We start from the raw sequence: 17,605 nt of genomic DNA on the forward strand, positions 1-17,605 counted from the left end.
AGAACGGGATGCGGGTGGCGCGTCAGCGACCGGACATCTTGGGGGCAAAGACCTTGGCGATGAGCCGCGCGAGCAGGTTCAGGGCCATGACGATCACGATGAGGGTGAGGGCCGCCGCCCACGCGCGGTCGAGCGACGCGTCGGGGTTGGCCGCGTTCGGATACATGTACTGCGTGTAGGCGTACACCGGCAGCGTCATCATCTGACCGTTCGACTCCTCGAACGGGCTCAGCTGCAGGTTGTTCGTGTACCCGGCAGTGAGCAGGAGGGGCGCGGTCTCGCCGATGACGCGGGCGATCGAGAGCATGATCGAGGTCGTGATGCCGGCGATCGACGTGGGCAGAACGACCTTGACGATCGTGAGCCACTTCGGCACGCCGAGCGCGTAGGACGCCTCGCGCAGCTCGTTCGGAACGATGCGCAGCATCTCCTCGGATCCGCGCACCACGACGGGGATCATAAGCACGCTGAGCGCGAGCGCGCCCATGATGCCCATCCGGACCCCGGGCCCGATGATCAGGGCAAAGACCGAGTAGATGAACAGACCCGCGACGATCGAGGGGATGCCCGTCATGACGTCGACGAAGAACGTGATCGCCTTCGCGAGCCGGCCGCCGCGGCCGTACTCGACGAGGTAGATCGACGTCATGAGGCCGATCGGCACCGAGATGACCGTCGCGAGCCCGGTGATGATGAGCGTGCCCCAGATGGCGTGGACGGCGCCGCCGCCCTCGCCCGTGATGTTGCGCATCGAGAAGCTGAAGAACTCGGCGTCGAAGCGGGCCAGGCCGCTGACGATGACGGTCCACAGCACCGAGACGAGGGGGAGGCAGGCGATGACGAAGGCGGTCGACACGAGCCCGGTCATGAGTCGGTCGGTCGCGTGACGGCGGCTCTCCGCGATCGACGACAGGATCATGATCGCGGCGAGGTAGATCAGCATGCCGACGAAGAGGGTGCCGGCGATGTTGAAGTCGGCGACCTCGCCCGAGGCGTTCGCGAACGCGAAGATGATGGCCGACAAGACGAAGGCGCCGGCGAGCACGGCCCACGCCGTGCCCTTGGGCAGGCGACCGGAGCTCAGCGCGCCCGTGGGGGCGGAGACGGATGCGGTGGTCATGTCAGTTCGCTCCCGAGAACTCGGCGCGGCGGTTGACGATCCAGCGCGCGATCGCGTTGACGATGAACGTCACGATGAAGAGGATGAGGCCCGTCGCGATCAGGGCGTTGACGCCCGTTCCGTACGCCTCGGGGAAGTCGAGCGCGATGTTCGCGGGGATCGTGAGCGGGTTCCCCGACTGCAGGAGCTGCAGGATGATGATCGGGGATCCGGACAGCACCATCGTCACGGCCATCGTCTCGCCGAGCGCACGCCCGAGACCGAGCATGGCGCCCGAGACCATGCCGCCGCGGGCGAAGGGCAGGACGGCCATCGTGACCATCTCCCAGCGCGTCGCGCCGAGCGCGAGCGCCGCCTCCTCGTGCAGCTTGGGGGTCTGGAGGAACACCTCGCGGCAGATCGCCGTCATGATCGGCAGGATCATGACCGCGAGCACGAGCGAGGCGGTGAGGATCGTGTTCCCCGTGGGGGACACCTGGCCGCCGAAGAAGAGGTTGAAGACTGGCCAGCTGCCCACGGCGCCGTTCAGCCAGACGTAGAACGGCTGGAGGAAGTTGGAGAAGAAGATCGCGCCCCACAGGCCGAAGACGACCGACGGCACGGCCGCGAGCAGGTCGACGATGTAGCCGAGGAGCGCGGCGAGCTTGCGCGGGGCGTAGTGCGAGATGAACAGCGCGATGCCCACCGCGATCGGCGTCGCGATGACGAGCGCGATGAGCGAGGACCAGAGCGTGCCGAAGATCAGCGGCCCGACGAAGCTCCAGAACGACTCGCCGTCGAGGATCGGGTTTTCGGCGGGGTCGCCTGTCATGGCGGGGATCGACTGCCCGATGAGGAAGAACGCCGTCGCGGCGAGGACGAGCAGGATCAGGATGCCGGCGCCGACCGCCGTTCCGGAGAACGCGATGTCACCGGGGCGCTTCTTGGCCTTGATGCTGCCGGCCGGGGTCGATGAGGGCGGCGCTTCGGGTGCTGTCGCCTTCTCAGAGGTGCTCATGGGCTCCCAGTCTTCGAGGATCGTGCAGAAGAGGTGGTCATGCGGGTGCCCCCGCGGTCCCGTCGAGCCGTGCTCGAAAGGGGCGCGGGGGCACCGGTGCCGAATTCAGCCTACGGCCGAACGTCGGGCGAGTGAGGTCACTCCGTGACGATCGCGTCGATCGCGGTCTGCGCCTGCTCGCGGAGGCTGTCCGAGATCGGGGCGCTGCCCGCGGCCTCGGCGGCCGTGTCCTGGCCCTCGGCCGAGATCACGTAGCTGAAGTACTCCTTGACGAGCGTCGCGACCTCGGGGTCCTCGTAGTCGACGCAGCCGATGAGGTAGGACACGAGCGCGATCGGGTAGGCGCCGCCGGTCGCGGAGGCGGGGTCGACCGAGAAGACGAGGTCCTGGGCCTCACGGCCCTCCTCCAGCGGCGAGTTCTCGATGAGGGCCGAGGCGGCCTCGGCCGAGTACGACACGTACTCGCCGTCGACGCCCACGGCGACCTGGCCGGCGTCCTCGGGCGCCTGCGAGGCGTCGAGGTAGCCGATCGTGCCCTCACCGTCGGCGATGATCTGGCGCACGCCCTGCGTGCCCTGGCCGCGCTCCGTGCCGTCGATCGGCCACTCGCCCGAGACCTCGTAGGTCCACACGTCGGGCGCCGTCGCGGCGAGGTACGTCACGAACGTCTCGGTCGTGCCCGAGTCGTCGGAGCGGTTCACGGGGGTGATCGCCGTCGAGGGGAGGTCCGCGTCGGGGTTCTGGTCCGCGATCGCGGCGTCATCCCAGCTCGTGATCTCGCCCGCGAAGATCTTCGCGATCGTGTCGGCGTCGAGGTTGAGCGTGTCGATGCCCGGAAGGTTGAACGCGAGGGCAACGGGGGAGATGTAGGCGGGGACCTCGACGATGCTCTCCGAGGTGCAGCTTCCGAACTCGCCGAGCTCCTCCATCTCGAACGCGCGGTCCGAGCCAATGAAGTTCGAGGCGCCCGAGATGAAGTTCTCGCGGCCGGTGCCCGATCCGGTGGGCTCGTAGTTGACCGTGGCGTCGGGGTTCGCGGTCTGGAACGCGGCGACCCAGGCCTCCTGAGCGGCGGTCTGCGAGGAGGCGCCTGTCGCGCCGATGGTGCCCGACAGGCTCGAGGCGGTCTCGCCCGACGAGGTGTCCGAGCTGGTGCCTTCGTTCGCGGCGCAGCCGGCGAGCGTGAGGGCGGCGACGGCGCCGAGAGCGGCGACGCCGGAAAGACGAGTGAGCTTCACGAGAAGTTCCGATCCGTTGAGGAGGACAGGTCTGGCGCTGGGAGGGACACCCAACGAGAAACGACGCTAAGCGCGGTGTCTGTCCGGGCGCCAGACTGAAGGTAAACGGTCGGTGAACGCGACTTGGAGAATGCTCAGAGCGCGTAGTCGGCGACCACGGGCGCGTGGTCGCTCCACCGCGCGTCGTACGACGGGTAGCGGTCGACCCGGTATCCCGACGCCAGAGCGGCGAGCTCGGGGGTCGCCAGGTGGTAGTCGATGCGCCAGCCCGTGTCGTTGTCGAACGCCTGCCCGCGGTTCGACCACCACGTGTAGGGGCCGTCGACCTCGCCCGCGTGCGCGCGCCCCACGTCGACCCAGCCGAGCCCCTCGCCGGTCGAGCCGTCGACGCACGCGATGGCCTCGCCTGCGGGGGCGAGCCACCGGTCGAAGTACGCGCGCTCGCGCGGCAGGAAGCCCGCCTTCTTGCGGTTGCCCCGCCAGTTCTTGATGTCGAGCTCGCGGTGCCCCACGTTCAGGTCCCCCGTGACGAGGGCGAGGGATCCGGCGCCGTTCAGCTCCGCGAGCCGCGCGGACATCGCCTCGAGAAAGGCCCACTTCTGATCCTGCTTCGGGGTGTCCACCTCGCCCGTGTATACGTAGGCGCTGACGACGGTGACGACACGGTCGCCGACGGCGAAGTCGGCCTCGAGCCAGCGGCCGTGCGAGTCGAGCTCCTCGCCGCCGAGCGCGATTCGCGACGCCGCGGCGGGCTCGCGCGAGGCGATCGCGACGCCCGCGCGCCCCTTCTGCAGCGACTCGTGCTCGAGGATCCGCCAGCCGGGGAGGAGGCTCTCGAGGTGCTCGCGCGTGCCGCGCACCTCCTGGATCGTGAGGATGTCGACGCCCGAGGCGTCGAGCCAGGCGTTCATGCCCTTGCGTGCGGCGGCGCGGATGCCATTGACGTTGACGGAGGCGATGCGGGTCATGCCCTCCAGGCTATGCGAGAGGTCCGACACGCGACGACGGCCCGGATCCGTGCGGGATCCGGGCCGTCGCGGGGACAGGGGTCAGGGGCGCCCGCGCAGGACGGCCTGCTTGACCTCCGCGATCGCCTTCGTGATCTCGATGCCGCGGGGGCACGCCTCGGTGCAGTTGAAGGTCGTGCGGCAGCGCCACACGCCCTCCTGGTCGTTGAGGATGTCCAGGCGCACCTCGGCCTCGTCGTCGCGCGAGTCGAAGATGAAGCGGTGCGCGTTGACGATCGCGGCCGGTCCGAAGTACTGCCCGTCGGTCCAGAACACGGGGCACGACGAGGTGCACGCGGCGCAGAGGATGCACTTGGTCGTGTCGTCGAACCGCGCGCGGTCCTCGATCGACTGGTGGCGCTCTTTGCCCTTCTCCGGCACGCTGCGCGACTGGAGGAAGGGCTGGACCTCGCGGAAGGACGCGAAGAACGGATCCATGTCGACGATCAGGTCCTTCTCGAGCGGCAGGCCCTTGATCGCCTCGACATACACGGGCTTCGAGATGTCGAGGTCCTTGATCAGGGTCTTGCAGGCGAGGCGGTTGCGCCCGTTGATGCGCATCGCGTCGGATCCGCAGATCCCGTGCGCGCACGAGCGGCGGAAGGCGAGGGATCCGTCGACGTCCCACTTGATGCGGTGCAGGGCGTCCAGCACGCGGTCGGTGGGGTACATCTCGACGTCGTAGTCCACCCAGCGCGGCTCGGCGTCGACCTCGGGGTCGAACCGGCGCACCATGAACGTCACGAGGTACGACTGGATGGCTTCGCTCTCGACAGGCGCCTCGGCGACTGCGGACGACATCAGTACTTCCTCTCCATCGGCGGATAGCGCAACTCTCCCGCGTCATCCTTCGTGAAGGTGACGGGTTTCCAATCCAGCGTGATGTGGTCCTCCGGGTTCGACGAGTGCGGGTCGCCCGTGAGGTAGGCCATCGTGTGCTGCATGTACTTCTCGTCGTTGCGGTCGGGGTAGTCCTCGCGCATGTGGCCGCCGCGGCTCTCCTTGCGGTTGCGCGCGGCGTAGGCGACGATCTCGGCGAGGTCGAGCAGGAAGCCGAGCTCGATGGCCTCGAGCAGGTCCGTGTTGAACCGCTTGCCCTTGTCGTCGACGTAGACGTTCATGTAGCGGTCGCGGAGCTCGTGGATCGTGCCGAGCACGTTCGTGAGCGTCTCCTCGGTGCGGAACACCTGCGCGTTCTTGTCCATCTCGTCCTGCAGCGTCTTGCGGATGTCCGCGACGCGCTCCGTGCCCTGAGAGGAGCGGATCCGCTCCACCATCTCGCGGACGCCCCGCGCCGGGTCCTCGGGCATCGGGACGAACTCGGCCGTCTGCGCGTACGCGACCGCGTTCGTGCCGCAGCGCTTGCCGAAGACGTTGATGTCGAGGAGCGAGTTCGTGCCGAGGCGGTTCGATCCGTGCACGGAGACGCAGGCGCACTCGCCGGCCGCGAACAGGCCGGGAACGACGGTGTCGTTGTCCGCGAGGACCTCGCCGTCGGTGTTCGTCGGGATGCCGCCCATCGCGTAGTGCGCCGTCGGCATGACGGGCACGGGCTCCACGACGGGGTCGACGCCCAGGTACGTGCGCGCGAACTCCGTGATGTCCGGGAGCTTGGTCTCGAGCACCTCGGCGCCCAGGTGGGTGCAGTCGAGGTAGACGTAGTCCTTGTTCGGGCCGGCGCCGCGGCCCTCCAGGACCTCCTTGACCATCGAGCGGGCCACGATGTCACGCGGCGCGAGGTCCTTGATGGTGGGGGCGTAGCGCTCCATGAAGCGCTCGCCCGAGGCATTGCGCAGGATCGCGCCCTCGCCGCGGGCGCCCTCCGTCAGGAGGATGCCGAGGCCCGCGAGGCCGGTCGGGTGGAACTGGAAGAACTCGATGTCCTCGAGCGGCAGGCCCTTGCGCCACACGATGCCCACGCCGTCGCCCGTGAGGGTGTGCGCGTTGGACGTCGTCTTGAACATCTTGCCGAAGCCGCCCGAGGCGAACACGACCGACTTGGCCTGGAAGACGTGCAGGTCGCCCGTGGCGAGCTCGAGCGCGACGATGCCCGCGATCCGCGTCGTGCCGTCGTCGTCCTTCACCGTGACGAGGTCGAGCGCGTAGAACTCGTTGAAGAAGTTGATCCCCAGCTTCACGCAGTTCTGGTACAGGGTCTGAAGGATCATGTGCCCCGTGCGGTCGGCGGCGTAGCAGGCCCGGCGCACCGGCGCCTTGCCGTGCTCGCGCGTGTGGCCGCCGAAGCGGCGCTGGTCGATCTTGCCGTCGGGCGTGCGGTTAAAGGGCAGGCCCATGTTCTCGAGGTCGATGACGGCGTCGATCGCCTCCTTGGCGAGGATCTCCGCCGCGTCCTGGTCGACGAGGTAGTCGCCGCCCTTGATCGTGTCGAAGGTGTGCCACTCCCAGGAGTCCTCCTCCACGTTCGCGAGCGCCGCGGCCATGCCGCCCTGCGCCGCGCCGGTGTGGGAGCGCGTGGGGTAGAGCTTCGTGACGACGGCGGTCTTCGCGCCGGGGCCCGCCTCGATCGCGGCGCGCATGCCCGCGCCGCCCGCGCCGACGATGACGACGTCGAACTGGTGGTGGTAGACGCCGTCGATAAGCTCGGCGTCGGGGTAGGTCTGAGAAGTCATTCCTTTGTCAATCTGTTTCGTCAGCCGACGGTGCCCTGCGCCACGCAGGCGTTCCAGAGCGTGCTGGACTCGGTGACACCGAGGCACGGGTCGAACGTGAACACGACGAGGGTGCCCAGGAGGATCATGAGGGCGGCGACGATGCCGATGACCCAGACGAGCACGGCGCGGGCCGTGCGGTGGAGCACGTAGTCGTTCACGATCGTGCGCATGCCGTTCGCGCCGTGGATGAACGCCAGCCACAGCATGAGGACGTCCCACCACTGCCAGAACGGGTTCGAGAGCTTGCCCGCGACGAAGGCGAAGTCGAGCGCGCTGATGCCGTCGCCGACCATGAGGTTGACGAAGAGGTGGCCGAAGATGAGCACGACCAGGAGCACGCCGGAGGCGCGCATGTAGAGCCAGCCCCACTTCTCGAGGTTGGAGCCGCGGCGGCGCTGCGGGGCGCGCGGCGCGTCGAGGGTCTGCGCGGACATCAGTGCCCACCTCCGATGTGCGAGAGGACGTTCGGGATGTGGCGGGCGCTGAACCCGATCATCGTGACGGCCCAGATGCCGATGACGCCCCAGAACAGCTGGCGCTGGTACTTCGCGCCCTTCGACCAGAAGTCCACGAGGATGATGCGCAGGCCGTTGAACGCGTGATACGCGATGCCGGCGACCAGAACGACCTCGCCGAAGCCCATGATCGGGTTCTTGTACGTGCCGATGACCGCGTCGTACGCCTCGGGGGAGACCCGGATGAGCGCCGTGTCCAGCACGTGCACGAGGAGGAAGAAGAAGATGGCGACGCCGGTAATGCGGTGCAGCACCCACGACCACATGCCCTCGCGGCCGCGGTACAGAGTGCCGCGCGGGACCTTCGACGTGGTCTGGGACACATCCGGTGTCAGACGCGCGGTTGCGGACACGGTCGTCCTCTCTGATCGATTCGGGTGCCTCCGACACCCGCGCAGACACGCGGCGGCGTCCAGAGGACTACGCACGACGATACTCCCCGCACCCCGACGGCGGCGACGAAGGCGAGCCTAACTCTCTCGACGTCGAGAGAGATCTCCCGGTCGTCGCGGGAACGCGGCGGGTCTGCTCGGCGCGTCGCGGCCGCGAAACATCGGTGGGATACCGTGTCCGCATGGCCCACCCCATCGACGACTTCTTCGCCGTGATCCCCGCTGGCGGCATCGGTTCCCGGCTCTGGCCGCTCTCGCGCGCGGAGTCGCCCAAGTTCCTGCACGACCTGACCGGATCCGGGGTGTCGCTGCTGCGCTCGACCTGGGACCGCCTGCTTCCGCTCGCCGGCCGCGACCGGATCGGCGTTGTCACGGGGCGCGCGCACGGCGTGAAGGTCGAGGAGAGCCTGCCCGACATCCTGCCCGAGAACGTGTTCACGGAGCAGGATCCGCGCGACTCGGCGGCGGCGATCGGGCTCGCGGCCGCCGTCCTCCTCCGCCGCGACCCGAACGTCGTCGTGGGCTCCTTCGCGGCCGACCACGTCATCAAGCGCCAGCGGGTGTTCGAGTTCACGGTGCGCCAGGCCGTCGCTGCCGCGCGCGAGGGCTACATCGCGACGATCGGGATCCAGCCAAGCGAGCCGGCGGTCGGCTTCGGCTACATCAAGACGGGGGAGGAGCTCGTGATCGACGACGCCCCGCTCGCGGCCCTTGTCGAGCGCTTCGTCGAGAAGCCCGACCTCGACACGGCCCGCGCCTACTTCGCCGACCGCTCATACCTGTGGAACGCCGGCATGTTCATCGCCCGCGCCGACGTGCTCCTCGACGAGCTCGCCGCGAACGAGCCCGAGCTGCACGCGGGCCTCACGGAGATCGCCGCGGCGTGGGACACGCCGGAGCGGGACGCCGTTCGCGACCGGGTATGGCCGACCCTGAAGAAAATCGCCATCGACTACGCCATCGCGGAGCCGGCCGCCGAGAAGGGCAAGCTCGCTGTCGTCCCCGGCCAGTTCGACTGGGACGACGTGGGCGACTTCGCGAGCCTCTGGAGCCTCGTCGCCGACGGGCACCGCGGCGACGTTACGGTCCTCGGGCGCAACGAGAACGTGCTGTCGGACGAGTCGTCGGCCCTCGTGGTCTCCCAGACGGACCGCGTCGTCGCGATGATCGGCGTCGAGAACGTCATCGTTGTCGACACGCCGGACGCGCTGCTCGTGACGACCCCGGAGCACGCGCAGCGCGTCAAGGGGGCCGTTAGCTCGCTCCACCAGCGCGGGCGCGACAGCGTTCTCTGAACGCGCGGCGGCGCTTTTGTAACTATCCCGTTTCGGCCGCAGAGCCTGCTCGAATCGCCAAGGAAGTCCGGGGTAGCGTGTGCACAATGCCTCCGAAGCAGCGGCCCACCTGGGGTCCGTGCGCGGCGAGGCCTTTCTCTTGAGGAGTTCAGCGTGACCAAGACGATCAAGCGCCAGGCCCTCGGCGGCCTCGCCGTCGCCAGCGCGGCGGTTCTGCTCGCCGGCTGCGGCTCGGCCCCCGAGGACAGCACGGCGGACGGCGGCGAGGAGTCGATCGACTTCCTCCCCTGCCTCATCTCCGACGAGGGCGGCTGGAACGACCGCTCGTTCAACCAGTCGGCCAAGGAGGGCATGGACCGCGCGGTCGAGGAGCTCGGCGTCGAGCCGATCGAGATGGAGTCGACCAACGCGAACGACTACGGCCCCAACCTCGAGGAGCTCGTCGCGCAGGGCTGCGACTTCATCGTGTCCGTCGGCTTCAACCTCTCGGCCGCGACGGTCGAGTCGGCGCTGGCGAACCCCGAGGTGAGCTACGCGATCATCGACGACTGGGCCGACAACGACTACGACGGCGAGGCGGACGCACCGAACATCCGTCCGCTCGTGTTCAACACGGCGGAGGCGGCCTACCTCGGCGGGTACGCGGCGGCCGCGTGGTCGGCGCAGTCAGGCGTTGAGAAGGTCGGCACCTTCGGCGGCGGCGAGATCCCGTCCGTCATGGTGTTCATGGACGGCTTCCAGCTCGGCGTCGAGAAGTACAACGAGGACAAGGACGCGGCCGTCGAGGTCGTCGGGTGGGACACCGAGGCGCAGTCCGGCCTCTTCACCGGCTCGTTCGAGGCGAACGACACGGCGCGCCAGACCGCGCAGCAGGTGCTGTCGCAGGGCGCGGACGTCGTCCTGCCCGTCGGCGGCCCGATCTACACGTCGGCCGTGGCCGCGATCCGCGAGTCCTACCCCGACTCGCTGATCCTCGGTGTGGACAGCGACATGGCCGTCAAGGAGCCGGACATCGCGGACGTCACGCTCGTGTCGATCATGAAGGCGATCGACCAGGCGACCTACGACGCGACGATCGAGGCGGCCGACGCGGGCGCCGACTTCGACGTCACGCCGTACGTCGGCACTCTCGAGAACGAGGGCGTGGGGCTGTCGAGCTTCCACGACTTCGAGGGCGAGCTGCCCGAGGGCCTGACCGACGAGCTCGCGACGCTGCAGGAGCAGATCATCGCCGGCGAGCTGACGGTCGACTCGCCGAACTCGCCGTAATTCGCATCGCCGCCTGATCCGCGGATCGCACGGGGCGACCGGATATCCATCCGGTCGCCCCGTGCGATGTGCGAGGGCGGTTCCCCCTGTCTCTTATCCAGACCTTCGCGTTAGGTTGACCCCATGAAGCTCGAGCTCCGCGGCATCACCAAGCGGTTCGGCAGCCTCGTCGCTAACGACCACATCGACCTCACCGTCGCGCCGGGAGAGATCCACGCGCTACTCGGCGAGAACGGCGCCGGCAAGTCGACCCTCATGAACGTGCTCTACGGCCTCTATCAGGCCGACGAGGGCGACATTCTCATCGACGACGAGCCGCGCGCCTTCCGTGGGCCCGGCGAGGCGATGGCGGCGGGCATCGGCATGGTGCACCAGCACTTCATGCTCGTGCCCGTCTTCACGGTCGCCGAGAACGTGGCGCTCGGGCACGAGACCTCGACGCGCGCGGGGTCGCTCGACCTCGAGGTCGCGCGCCGCCAGGTCCGCGAGGTCGCCGACCGCTTCGGGTTCCACGTCGACCCCGACGCGATCGTCGAGACGCTCCCCGTGGGCGTGCAGCAGCGCGTCGAGATCATCAAGGCGCTGGCGCGTGACGCCCAGGTGCTCGTGTTCGACGAGCCGACCGCGGTGCTCACCCCGCAGGAGACCGACGAGCTGATGGCGATGATGCGTCAGCTCCGCGCGGAGGGCAAGGGCATCGTCTTCATCACCCACAAGCTCCGCGAGGTGCGCGAGGTGGCCGACCGCATCACGGTCATCCGCCGCGGCGCCGTCGTGGGCGAGGCCTCGCCCACGTCGACGAACGCGGAGCTCGCGAGCCTGATGGTCGGCCGCGCGGTCGAGCTCACGGTCCACAAGGAGACCGCGCAGCCCGGCGAGGGTGGCCTGCGCGTGAGCGACCTGCGGGTGCGCGACGCCGAGGGCAACGTGACGGTGGACGGCGTGAGTTTCGACGTGCGGCCGGGCGAGATCCTCGCGGTCGCGGGCGTGCAGGGCAACGGCCAGACGGAGCTGACCGAAGCGCTCATGGGTCTCGAGGAGCACGTGGACGGGTCCATGCGGCTGGGGGACACCGAGCTGCGCGGCCGGAGCGTGCACGCGATCCTCGAGGCCGGCGTCGGCTTCGTGCCGGAGGACCGCACGGTCGATGGGCTCGTCGGATCCATGACGATCGCCGAGAACCTCATCCTCGATCGCACCGACACCGGCGAGTTCACCCGGGCCGGGACGCTCCATCGCACCGCGATGCGGGAGTTCGCCGAGGCGCGGATCGAGGAGTTCGACATCCGCGCGCAGGGCCCGGGCGTGGCCGCGGGCACGCTGTCGGGCGGCAATCAGCAGAAGGTCGTGGTCGCGCGCGAGATGAATCGCGACATCCGGCTCCTCATCGCCGCCCAGCCCACGCGCGGCGTGGACGTCGGATCGATCGAGTTCATCCACAGCCGCATCGTGCGGGCGCGCGACGAGGGCATGGCGGTCCTCGTCGTGTCCACTGAGCTCGACGAGGTCGTCGCGCTCGCGGACCGCATCGCCGTGATGTATCGGGGACGGATCGTCGGAATCGTGCCCGGCGACACCCCGCGCGACACGCTCGGCCTCATGATGGCCGGAGCCGACATCGAGGAGGCCGCCGCGTGAGCGCCGACACCGCAACGTCCACCGCCGCCCCGCGCTCGAACGCGGTGATCCGCGACATCCTCCGCGGGAGCGTCGTCACGACGATCCTCGCGTTCGTGATCGCGTTCGTCGTGGGCGGCGTCCTCATCGCCGTGACGAGCGCCGAGGTGCGCCAGGCGGCGGGATACTTTTTCGCCCGGCCGGGCGACACCTTCGCCGCCATCTGGGACGCGGTTGCCGGTGGCTACGAGGCCCTCTTCCGCGGCGCGATCTACAACACCCGCGCCGACGCCTTCGCGACGGGGATCCGTTCCCTCACCAACTCGATCGGGTACTCGGCGCCGCTGATCGCCGCGGGGCTCGGCGTCGCGCTGGCCTTCCGCGTCGGCATGTTCAACATCGGCGCCCAGGGCCAGATTATCTTCGGCGCGGCCTTCGCCGCGCTCATCACCTTCCCGATGGGCCTCCCGGCCCCGCTGCAGATCGTCATGACGATGCTCGGCGCGGTCGTCGGCGGCGCGGTCTGGGCCGGCATCGTCGGCGTGCTGAAAGCACTCACGGGCGCGCACGAGGTCATCCTCACGATCATGCTGAACTACGTCGCGGTGTACCTCGTGACGTGGATGGTGTCGACCGCGGGCGTCCTGCAGCGCGAGGGCAGCAACCAGCCCATTTCGGAGGCGACCCCCGAGGCCGCGATCTTCCCCAAGCTCCTGGGGCCGCAGTACCCCGCGCTCGACTGGGGCTTCGTGTTCGTGCTCCTCGCGGCCGTGTTCGTCTACTGGCTGATCGAGCGCTCGTCGCTCGGCATGCGCATGCGGGCCGTGGGGGAGAACCCGCACGCCGCGCGGGCCGCGGGCGTGAACGTCGAGCGCATCTACGTCTACGCGATGCTCTTCGCCGGCGGGCTCGCGGGCCTCGCCGCGGCGCAGCAGATCCAGGGCGCCGTCACGAGCGGATTCACAAGCTCGATCGACGCGGGCTTCGGATTCGACGCCATCACGGTGGCCCTGCTGGGGCGCAGCCGCGCGTTCGGCACCGTCGCCGCGGGGCTCCTCTTCGGCGCGCTGAAGGCCGGCTCCTATTCGATGCAGGCATCCGAGGGGATCCCCGTCGACATCGTGCTCGTCGTGCAGGCGGTCGTCGTGCTGTTCGTCGCGGCGCCCCCGCTCGTGCGCACGATCTTCTTCCTCCCCCAGACCGAGCAGGAGAAGCTGGCGAAACAGCGGGCCCGACAGGCCAGGAAGGCGGTGGCCCAGTGAGCGACACGACCTCCTCCGCGAGCGCAGTGACGCCGGACGAGCGGCCGATCGAGATGCGCCGCGTGCGCACGCGCTCGTGGAAGCTCGCGATCACTCTCGGCGCCGTCACGGTGCTGCTCGCTCTCCTCTTCGCCTTCTCCCCGCGGCCCGGCCTCGCGGTCTTCCGGCTGGCGGGCGGCCCCTCCACCCTCCAGCTCGGCGACGTGTCGGTGCCCGCGATGCCGGCCGCGTTCGGGAGCCTCGTGCTGCTGGCGGCGCTGTCGGTGTGGGCCGTCGTCGACGCGCTCGCGTACCGCCGCACGACCATCTGGGTGCCGATCGCTTTCGCGGCCTTCGGGATTTTCGGATTCCTCGCCTGGGCCGGCGCCGACGGCCTCATCCCGGTCGTGAGCCTGCTTTCGGGCGCGCTGTCGCTGTCCGTCCCGCTCGTGCTCGGCGGCCTCGGCGGCGTCATCGGCGAGCGCGTGGGCGTCGTCAACGTCGCGATCGAGGGGCAGCTCCTCCTCGGCGCGTTCAGCGCGGCCGTGCTCTCCTCGATCACGGACAACCCGTTCGTCGGGCTGGTCGGCGCCATGGTCGGCGGCGTTCTCGTCGCGCTCGTCCTCGCGGTGTTCTCGATCAAGTACTTCGTCGAGCAGGTGATCGTCGGTGTCGTCCTGAACGTCCTCGTCCTCGGCCTGACGACATTCCTCTACGGCATCGTGCTCGTGCCGAACGAGCTGGTGCTCAACCGTGCGACCCGGTTCCCCAAGTGGCCGATCCCGGGCCTCAGCGAGATCCCCGTCGTCGGCGCGATCCTGTTCAACCAGACGTTCGTCGTCTACCTCATGTACATCCTCGTCGGCGTCGTCGCGTGGGGCCTGTACCGCACGCGCTGGGGACTGCGGGTGCGCGCCGTGGGCGAGCACCCCCAGGCCGCCGACACCGTGGGCATCAAGGTCAACCCGACGCGATTCTGGAACGTCACGATGGCGGGCGCCATCGCCGGCGCGGGCGGCGCATACTTCACGCTCGTGTCCGTGCCGCAGTTCGGCGAGAACATGACGGCGGGGCTCGGCTTCATCGCGCTGGCGGCGGTGATCTTCGGCCAGTGGGATCCGATCAAGACCGCGCTCGCGGGTCTTCTGTTCGGGTTCGCCAACCAGCTGCAGGGCCTGCTCGTGGTGTTCGGCACGCCGATCCCCAGCCAGTTCATGCTCATGCTCCCGTACATCGTGACGATCCTCGCGGTGGTCGGGTTCGTTGGGCGCTCACGGGCGCCGGCAGCGACCGGCAAGCCCTACCGGAAGGGGTGACCTCCCTCGTGAATGAGATCGACTGGACCGCGCTGCGCGGCGCGGCGACCGACGCCATGACGAAGGCCTACGTGCCGTATTCGGGATACCCCGTGGGCGCGGCCGCGCTCGTCGACGACGGTCGGATCGTCGTGGGGTGCAACACCGAGAACGCGTCCTACGGCGTGGGCCTGTGCGCCGAGTGCGGCCTCGTGTCGAACCTTGCCCTGTCGGGCGGCGGGCGCCTCGTGGCGTTCACTTGCGTCAACGGCAAGGGCGAGACGATCATGCCGTGCGGCCGATGCCGGCAGCTGCTCTACGAGCACGCCCACCCCGACATGATCCTCGAGACGGTCTCGGGGATCCGCACGATCGACGAGGTGCTGCCCGACGCCTTCGGGCCGCGCGACCTCGACCACATGGCCGGCTGAGACCGGCCCACGCACCACACGAAAGAGGACGATGAGCGAGCCCTTCGACGCCGTCGACGTGATCCGGATCAAGCGCGACGGCGGGACGGTCCCCGAGCAGGCATTGCGCTGGCTCGTCGACGCGTACACGCGCGGATACGTCGTCGACGCACAGATGTCGGCGTTCACCATGGCCGTGCTGCTCAACGGCATGTCGCGCGAGGAGATCCGCGTGATGACCGACGCGATGATCGCGTCGGGGGAGCGGATGAGCTTCGCGGGCCTCGGCAAGCGCACGGCGGACAAGCACTCGACCGGCGGCGTCGGCGACAAGATCACCCTGCCGCTCGCCCCGCTCGTCGCGGTGTACGGCGTGGCCGTGCCGCAGCTCTCGGGCCGCGGCCTGGGGCACACGGGCGGCACCCTCGACAAGCTGGAGTCCATCCCCGGGTGGCGGGCGGCGCTGTCGAACGACGAGATGTTCGCGCAGCTGCGCGGCGAGGTGGGCGCCGTCATCTGCGCCGCGGGCACGGGCCTCGCCCCCGCAGACAAGAAGCTCTACGCCCTGCGCGACGTCACGGGCACGGTCGAGGCGATCCCGCTGATCGCCTCGAGCATCATGTCGAAGAAGATCGCGGAGGGCACCGAGTCGCTCGTGCTCGACGTGAAGTTCGGCTCGGGGGCGTTCATGAAGGACGAGGCCCGGGCACGGGAGCTCGCGGAGACGATGGTGGCCCTCGGCGCCGATTCGGGCGTGAACACCACCGCACTGTTGACCGACATGTCGACGCCGCTCGGCCGCACCGTCGGCAACGCGAACGAGGTGCGCGAGTCGGTCGAGGTGCTCGCGGGCGGCGGCCCCGCCGACGTCGTCGAGCTGACCGTGGCGCTCGCGCGCGAGATGCTCGCGATGTCGGGCGTCGACGCGGATCCGGCCGAGGCCCTCGCCGACGGTCGCGCGATGGACCAGTGGCGCCGCATGATCCGCGCGCAGGACGGGGATCCGGACGCGCCGCTCCCGGCGGCGCGCGAGTCGCACGTCGTGACCGCCGAGCGCGACGGCGTCCTCTCGACCCTCGACGCCTTCGACGTCGGCGTCGCCGCCTGGCGCCTCGGCGCGGGGCGCGCGCGGCCGACCGACGACGTCGTGCACGCCGCGGGCATCGACCTGCACGCGAAGCCCGGCGACGCCGTCCGCGCGGGCGAGCCGCTGTTCACCCTGCACGCCGACGACGCGGGCCGATTCGACCGCGCGCTCGAGGCGTTGAACGGCGCCTACGCCATCGGCGATACTCAACTCGTGGTCGCGCCGATCGTGCGCGACCGCATCACCGCTCGATGACCCGCCGGCAGGAGAAGCCCATGTCCCGTCCCCCGAAGAACGCCCGCGGATCCCGTCACGAGGCGCTGATCGATGGCGTCCCCGTGCGCAGCCTCCCGAAGGTGTCGCTGCACGACCACCTGGACGGCGGCGTCCGGGCGGCCACCGTGCTCGAGCTGGCGCGCGAGCGCGGCATCGAGACGCCCGCCGACACGGCCGGCGCCCTCGCGGACTGGTTCGCCGAGACGGCCGACTCCGGCTCGCTGGAGGACTACATCGCGACGTTCGACCTCACGATCGCCGTGATGCAGACGGCCGAGGCGCTCACGCGGATCGCGCGCGAGTACGTGCTCGACCTGGCGAACGACGGCGTCATCTACGGCGAGGTGCGCTGGGCGCCCGAGCAGCACCTCGAGGGCGGCCTGACCCTCGACGAGGCCGTGCAGGCGGTGCAGGACGGCCTCGAGGAGGGCGAGGACGAGGCCGAGGACGGCGGACACTCCATCCGCGTCGGCCAGATCCTCTCGGCGATGCGCCAGTCGGACCGCTCGGCGGAGATCGCGCGCCTCGCACTGGAGTTCCGCGACGCGGGCGTCGTCGCCTTCGACCTCGCGGGCCCCGAGGACGGCTTCCCGCCCTCGCGGCACGCCGATGCGCTCGACCTGCTCGCGCGGGAGTTCTTCCCCGTGACCCTGCACGCGGGCGAGGCGGCGGGGCTCGACTCGATCCGCGGCGCGCTGCTCGACGGCCGCGCGCTGCGCCTCGGCCACGGCGTGCGCATCGCGGAGGACCTCGAGGAGATCGAGACCGAGGGCGACGAGGTGCACGTGCAGTTCGGCGAACTCGCGCGCTGGGTGCGTGACCGGGAGATCCCTCTGGAGCTGTCGCCGTCGTCGAACCTCGGCACGGGCGCGATCGCCGCGTGGGGCACCACGATGGAGGATCACCCGTTCGACCTGCTCTACCAGCTGGGCTTCTGCGTGACGGTCAACACCGACAACCGTCTCATGAGCCGCACGACCCTGACCCGCGAGATCTCCCGCCTCGCGGAGGCGTTCGACTACGACCTCGACGACGTCGAGCAGTTCCAGATCAACGCCGCGAGCGCGACCTTCCTGCCCGTCGAGCAGCGCGAGGAGCTCATCGACCTCATTAGCGAGGGCTTCGACCGGTAGCCCGCGGGCACAGAACCGGGCGGTCGGCGCACGCGCCGACC

General features: G+C 69.7%; 16 protein-coding genes. 8 read left to right on the top strand and 8 right to left on the bottom strand.

Annotated features, from left to right (window positions below):
- Positions 1-22: 22 nt before the first annotated feature.
- From pstA to sdhC, 8 genes are all read right to left on the bottom strand, one after another.
- The gene (gene pstA, locus GJQ66_RS00330) at positions 23-1,120 is read right to left on the bottom strand and encodes a phosphate ABC transporter permease PstA (protein ID WP_155047392.1); all 1,098 of its coding nucleotides are present in this window, start codon (positions 1,118-1,120) and stop codon (positions 23-25) included.
- Between the two features lies 1 nt (position 1,121).
- Positions 1,122-2,117, bottom strand: a complete 996-nt coding sequence (gene pstC / locus GJQ66_RS00335) for a phosphate ABC transporter permease subunit PstC (protein WP_155047393.1) — start codon at positions 2,115-2,117, stop codon at positions 1,122-1,124.
- A gap of 137 nt (positions 2,118-2,254) precedes the next feature.
- Entirely contained in the window at positions 2,255-3,355 is a 1,101-nt protein-coding gene (locus tag GJQ66_RS00340) for a phosphate ABC transporter substrate-binding protein PstS (protein ID WP_368732478.1), read from the bottom strand.
- A gap of 134 nt (positions 3,356-3,489) precedes the next feature.
- Entirely contained in the window at positions 3,490-4,323 is an 834-nt protein-coding gene (locus GJQ66_RS00345; protein WP_155047395.1) for an exodeoxyribonuclease III, read from the bottom strand.
- A gap of 81 nt (positions 4,324-4,404) precedes the next feature.
- Positions 4,405-5,163: a succinate dehydrogenase iron-sulfur subunit gene (locus GJQ66_RS00350; RefSeq protein WP_155047396.1), complete on the bottom strand. Its 759-nt coding sequence runs from the start codon at positions 5,161-5,163 to the stop codon at positions 4,405-4,407.
- Positions 5,163-6,992 carry a succinate dehydrogenase flavoprotein subunit gene (gene sdhA, locus GJQ66_RS00355; RefSeq protein WP_155047397.1) on the bottom strand — a complete coding sequence of 610 codons (1,830 nt, stop codon included), beginning with the start codon at positions 6,990-6,992 and terminating at the stop codon, positions 5,163-5,165. Before sdhA ends, GJQ66_RS00350 begins: the two co-directional genes overlap by 1 nt.
- A gap of 20 nt (positions 6,993-7,012) precedes the next feature.
- Positions 7,013-7,468, bottom strand: a complete 456-nt coding sequence (locus GJQ66_RS00360; protein ID WP_155047398.1) for a succinate dehydrogenase hydrophobic membrane anchor subunit — start codon at positions 7,466-7,468, stop codon at positions 7,013-7,015.
- The gene (gene sdhC, locus GJQ66_RS00365; RefSeq protein WP_166319228.1) at positions 7,468-7,902 is read right to left on the bottom strand and encodes a succinate dehydrogenase, cytochrome b556 subunit; all 435 of its coding nucleotides are present in this window, start codon (positions 7,900-7,902) and stop codon (positions 7,468-7,470) included. Before sdhC ends, GJQ66_RS00360 begins: the two co-directional genes overlap by 1 nt.
- A gap of 221 nt (positions 7,903-8,123) precedes the next feature.
- Here sdhC and GJQ66_RS00370 point away from each other — a divergent pair, with 221 nt between their 5' ends.
- The 8 genes from GJQ66_RS00370 to GJQ66_RS00405 all read left to right on the top strand — a co-directional run bounded on the left by GJQ66_RS00370 (position 8,124) and on the right by GJQ66_RS00405 (position 17,564).
- Positions 8,124-9,236 carry a mannose-1-phosphate guanylyltransferase gene (locus tag GJQ66_RS00370; protein ID WP_155047399.1) on the top strand — a complete coding sequence of 371 codons (1,113 nt, stop codon included), beginning with the start codon at positions 8,124-8,126 and terminating at the stop codon, positions 9,234-9,236.
- 153 nt (positions 9,237-9,389) lie between these two features.
- Positions 9,390-10,505, top strand: coding sequence for a BMP family protein (locus tag GJQ66_RS00375; RefSeq protein ID WP_368732479.1), 1,116 nt, complete (start codon positions 9,390-9,392; stop codon positions 10,503-10,505).
- 123 nt (positions 10,506-10,628) lie between these two features.
- The gene (locus GJQ66_RS00380) at positions 10,629-12,143 is read left to right on the top strand and encodes an ABC transporter ATP-binding protein (RefSeq protein ID WP_155047400.1); all 1,515 of its coding nucleotides are present in this window, start codon (positions 10,629-10,631) and stop codon (positions 12,141-12,143) included.
- Positions 12,140-13,384 (top strand): ABC transporter permease, encoded by a 1,245-nt coding sequence (locus GJQ66_RS00385; protein ID WP_368732480.1) that lies wholly within the window; start codon positions 12,140-12,142, stop codon positions 13,382-13,384. Before GJQ66_RS00380 ends, GJQ66_RS00385 begins: the two co-directional genes overlap by 4 nt.
- A gap of 53 nt (positions 13,385-13,437) precedes the next feature.
- Positions 13,438-14,679: an ABC transporter permease gene (locus GJQ66_RS00390; RefSeq protein ID WP_155047583.1), complete on the top strand. Its 1,242-nt coding sequence runs from the start codon at positions 13,438-13,440 to the stop codon at positions 14,677-14,679.
- Positions 14,680-14,687: 8 nt separating this feature from the next.
- Positions 14,688-15,089: a cytidine deaminase gene (locus GJQ66_RS00395; protein ID WP_368732481.1), complete on the top strand. Its 402-nt coding sequence runs from the start codon at positions 14,688-14,690 to the stop codon at positions 15,087-15,089.
- Positions 15,090-15,120: 31 nt separating this feature from the next.
- Positions 15,121-16,410 carry a thymidine phosphorylase gene (locus GJQ66_RS00400; protein ID WP_155047401.1) on the top strand — a complete coding sequence of 430 codons (1,290 nt, stop codon included), beginning with the start codon at positions 15,121-15,123 and terminating at the stop codon, positions 16,408-16,410.
- A gap of 20 nt (positions 16,411-16,430) precedes the next feature.
- Positions 16,431-17,564 (top strand): adenosine deaminase, encoded by a 1,134-nt coding sequence (locus tag GJQ66_RS00405; RefSeq protein ID WP_155047402.1) that lies wholly within the window; start codon positions 16,431-16,433, stop codon positions 17,562-17,564.
- Positions 17,565-17,605 lie beyond the last annotated feature (41 nt).

This window comes from Microbacterium sp. ZXX196, from assembly GCF_009709595.1.
Classification (GTDB): domain Bacteria; phylum Actinomycetota; class Actinomycetes; order Actinomycetales; family Microbacteriaceae; genus Microbacterium; species Microbacterium excoecariae.

Excerpts from the sequence above, each read along its gene's own strand:
- pstA (WP_155047392.1), bottom strand. The coding sequence starts at position 1,120 with ATGACCACCGCATCCGTCTCCGCCCCCACGGGCGCGCTGAGCTCCGGT.
- pstC (WP_155047393.1), bottom strand. The coding sequence starts at position 2,117 with ATGAGCACCTCTGAGAAGGCGACAGCACCCGAAGCGCCGCCCTCATCG.
- GJQ66_RS00345 (WP_155047395.1), bottom strand. The coding sequence starts at position 4,323 with ATGACCCGCATCGCCTCCGTCAACGTCAATGGCATCCGCGCCGCCGCA.
- GJQ66_RS00350 (WP_155047396.1), bottom strand. The coding sequence starts at position 5,163 with ATGTCGTCCGCAGTCGCCGAGGCGCCTGTCGAGAGCGAAGCCATCCAG.
- sdhA (WP_155047397.1), bottom strand. The coding sequence starts at position 6,992 with ATGACTTCTCAGACCTACCCCGACGCCGAGCTTATCGACGGCGTCTAC.
- GJQ66_RS00360 (WP_155047398.1), bottom strand. The coding sequence starts at position 7,468 with ATGTCCGCGCAGACCCTCGACGCGCCGCGCGCCCCGCAGCGCCGCCGC.
- GJQ66_RS00370 (WP_155047399.1), top strand. The coding sequence starts at position 8,124 with ATGGCCCACCCCATCGACGACTTCTTCGCCGTGATCCCCGCTGGCGGC.
- GJQ66_RS00380 (WP_155047400.1), top strand. The coding sequence starts at position 10,629 with ATGAAGCTCGAGCTCCGCGGCATCACCAAGCGGTTCGGCAGCCTCGTC.
- GJQ66_RS00390 (WP_155047583.1), top strand. The coding sequence starts at position 13,438 with ATGCGCCGCGTGCGCACGCGCTCGTGGAAGCTCGCGATCACTCTCGGC.
- GJQ66_RS00400 (WP_155047401.1), top strand. The coding sequence starts at position 15,121 with ATGAGCGAGCCCTTCGACGCCGTCGACGTGATCCGGATCAAGCGCGAC.
- GJQ66_RS00405 (WP_155047402.1), top strand. The coding sequence starts at position 16,431 with ATGTCCCGTCCCCCGAAGAACGCCCGCGGATCCCGTCACGAGGCGCTG.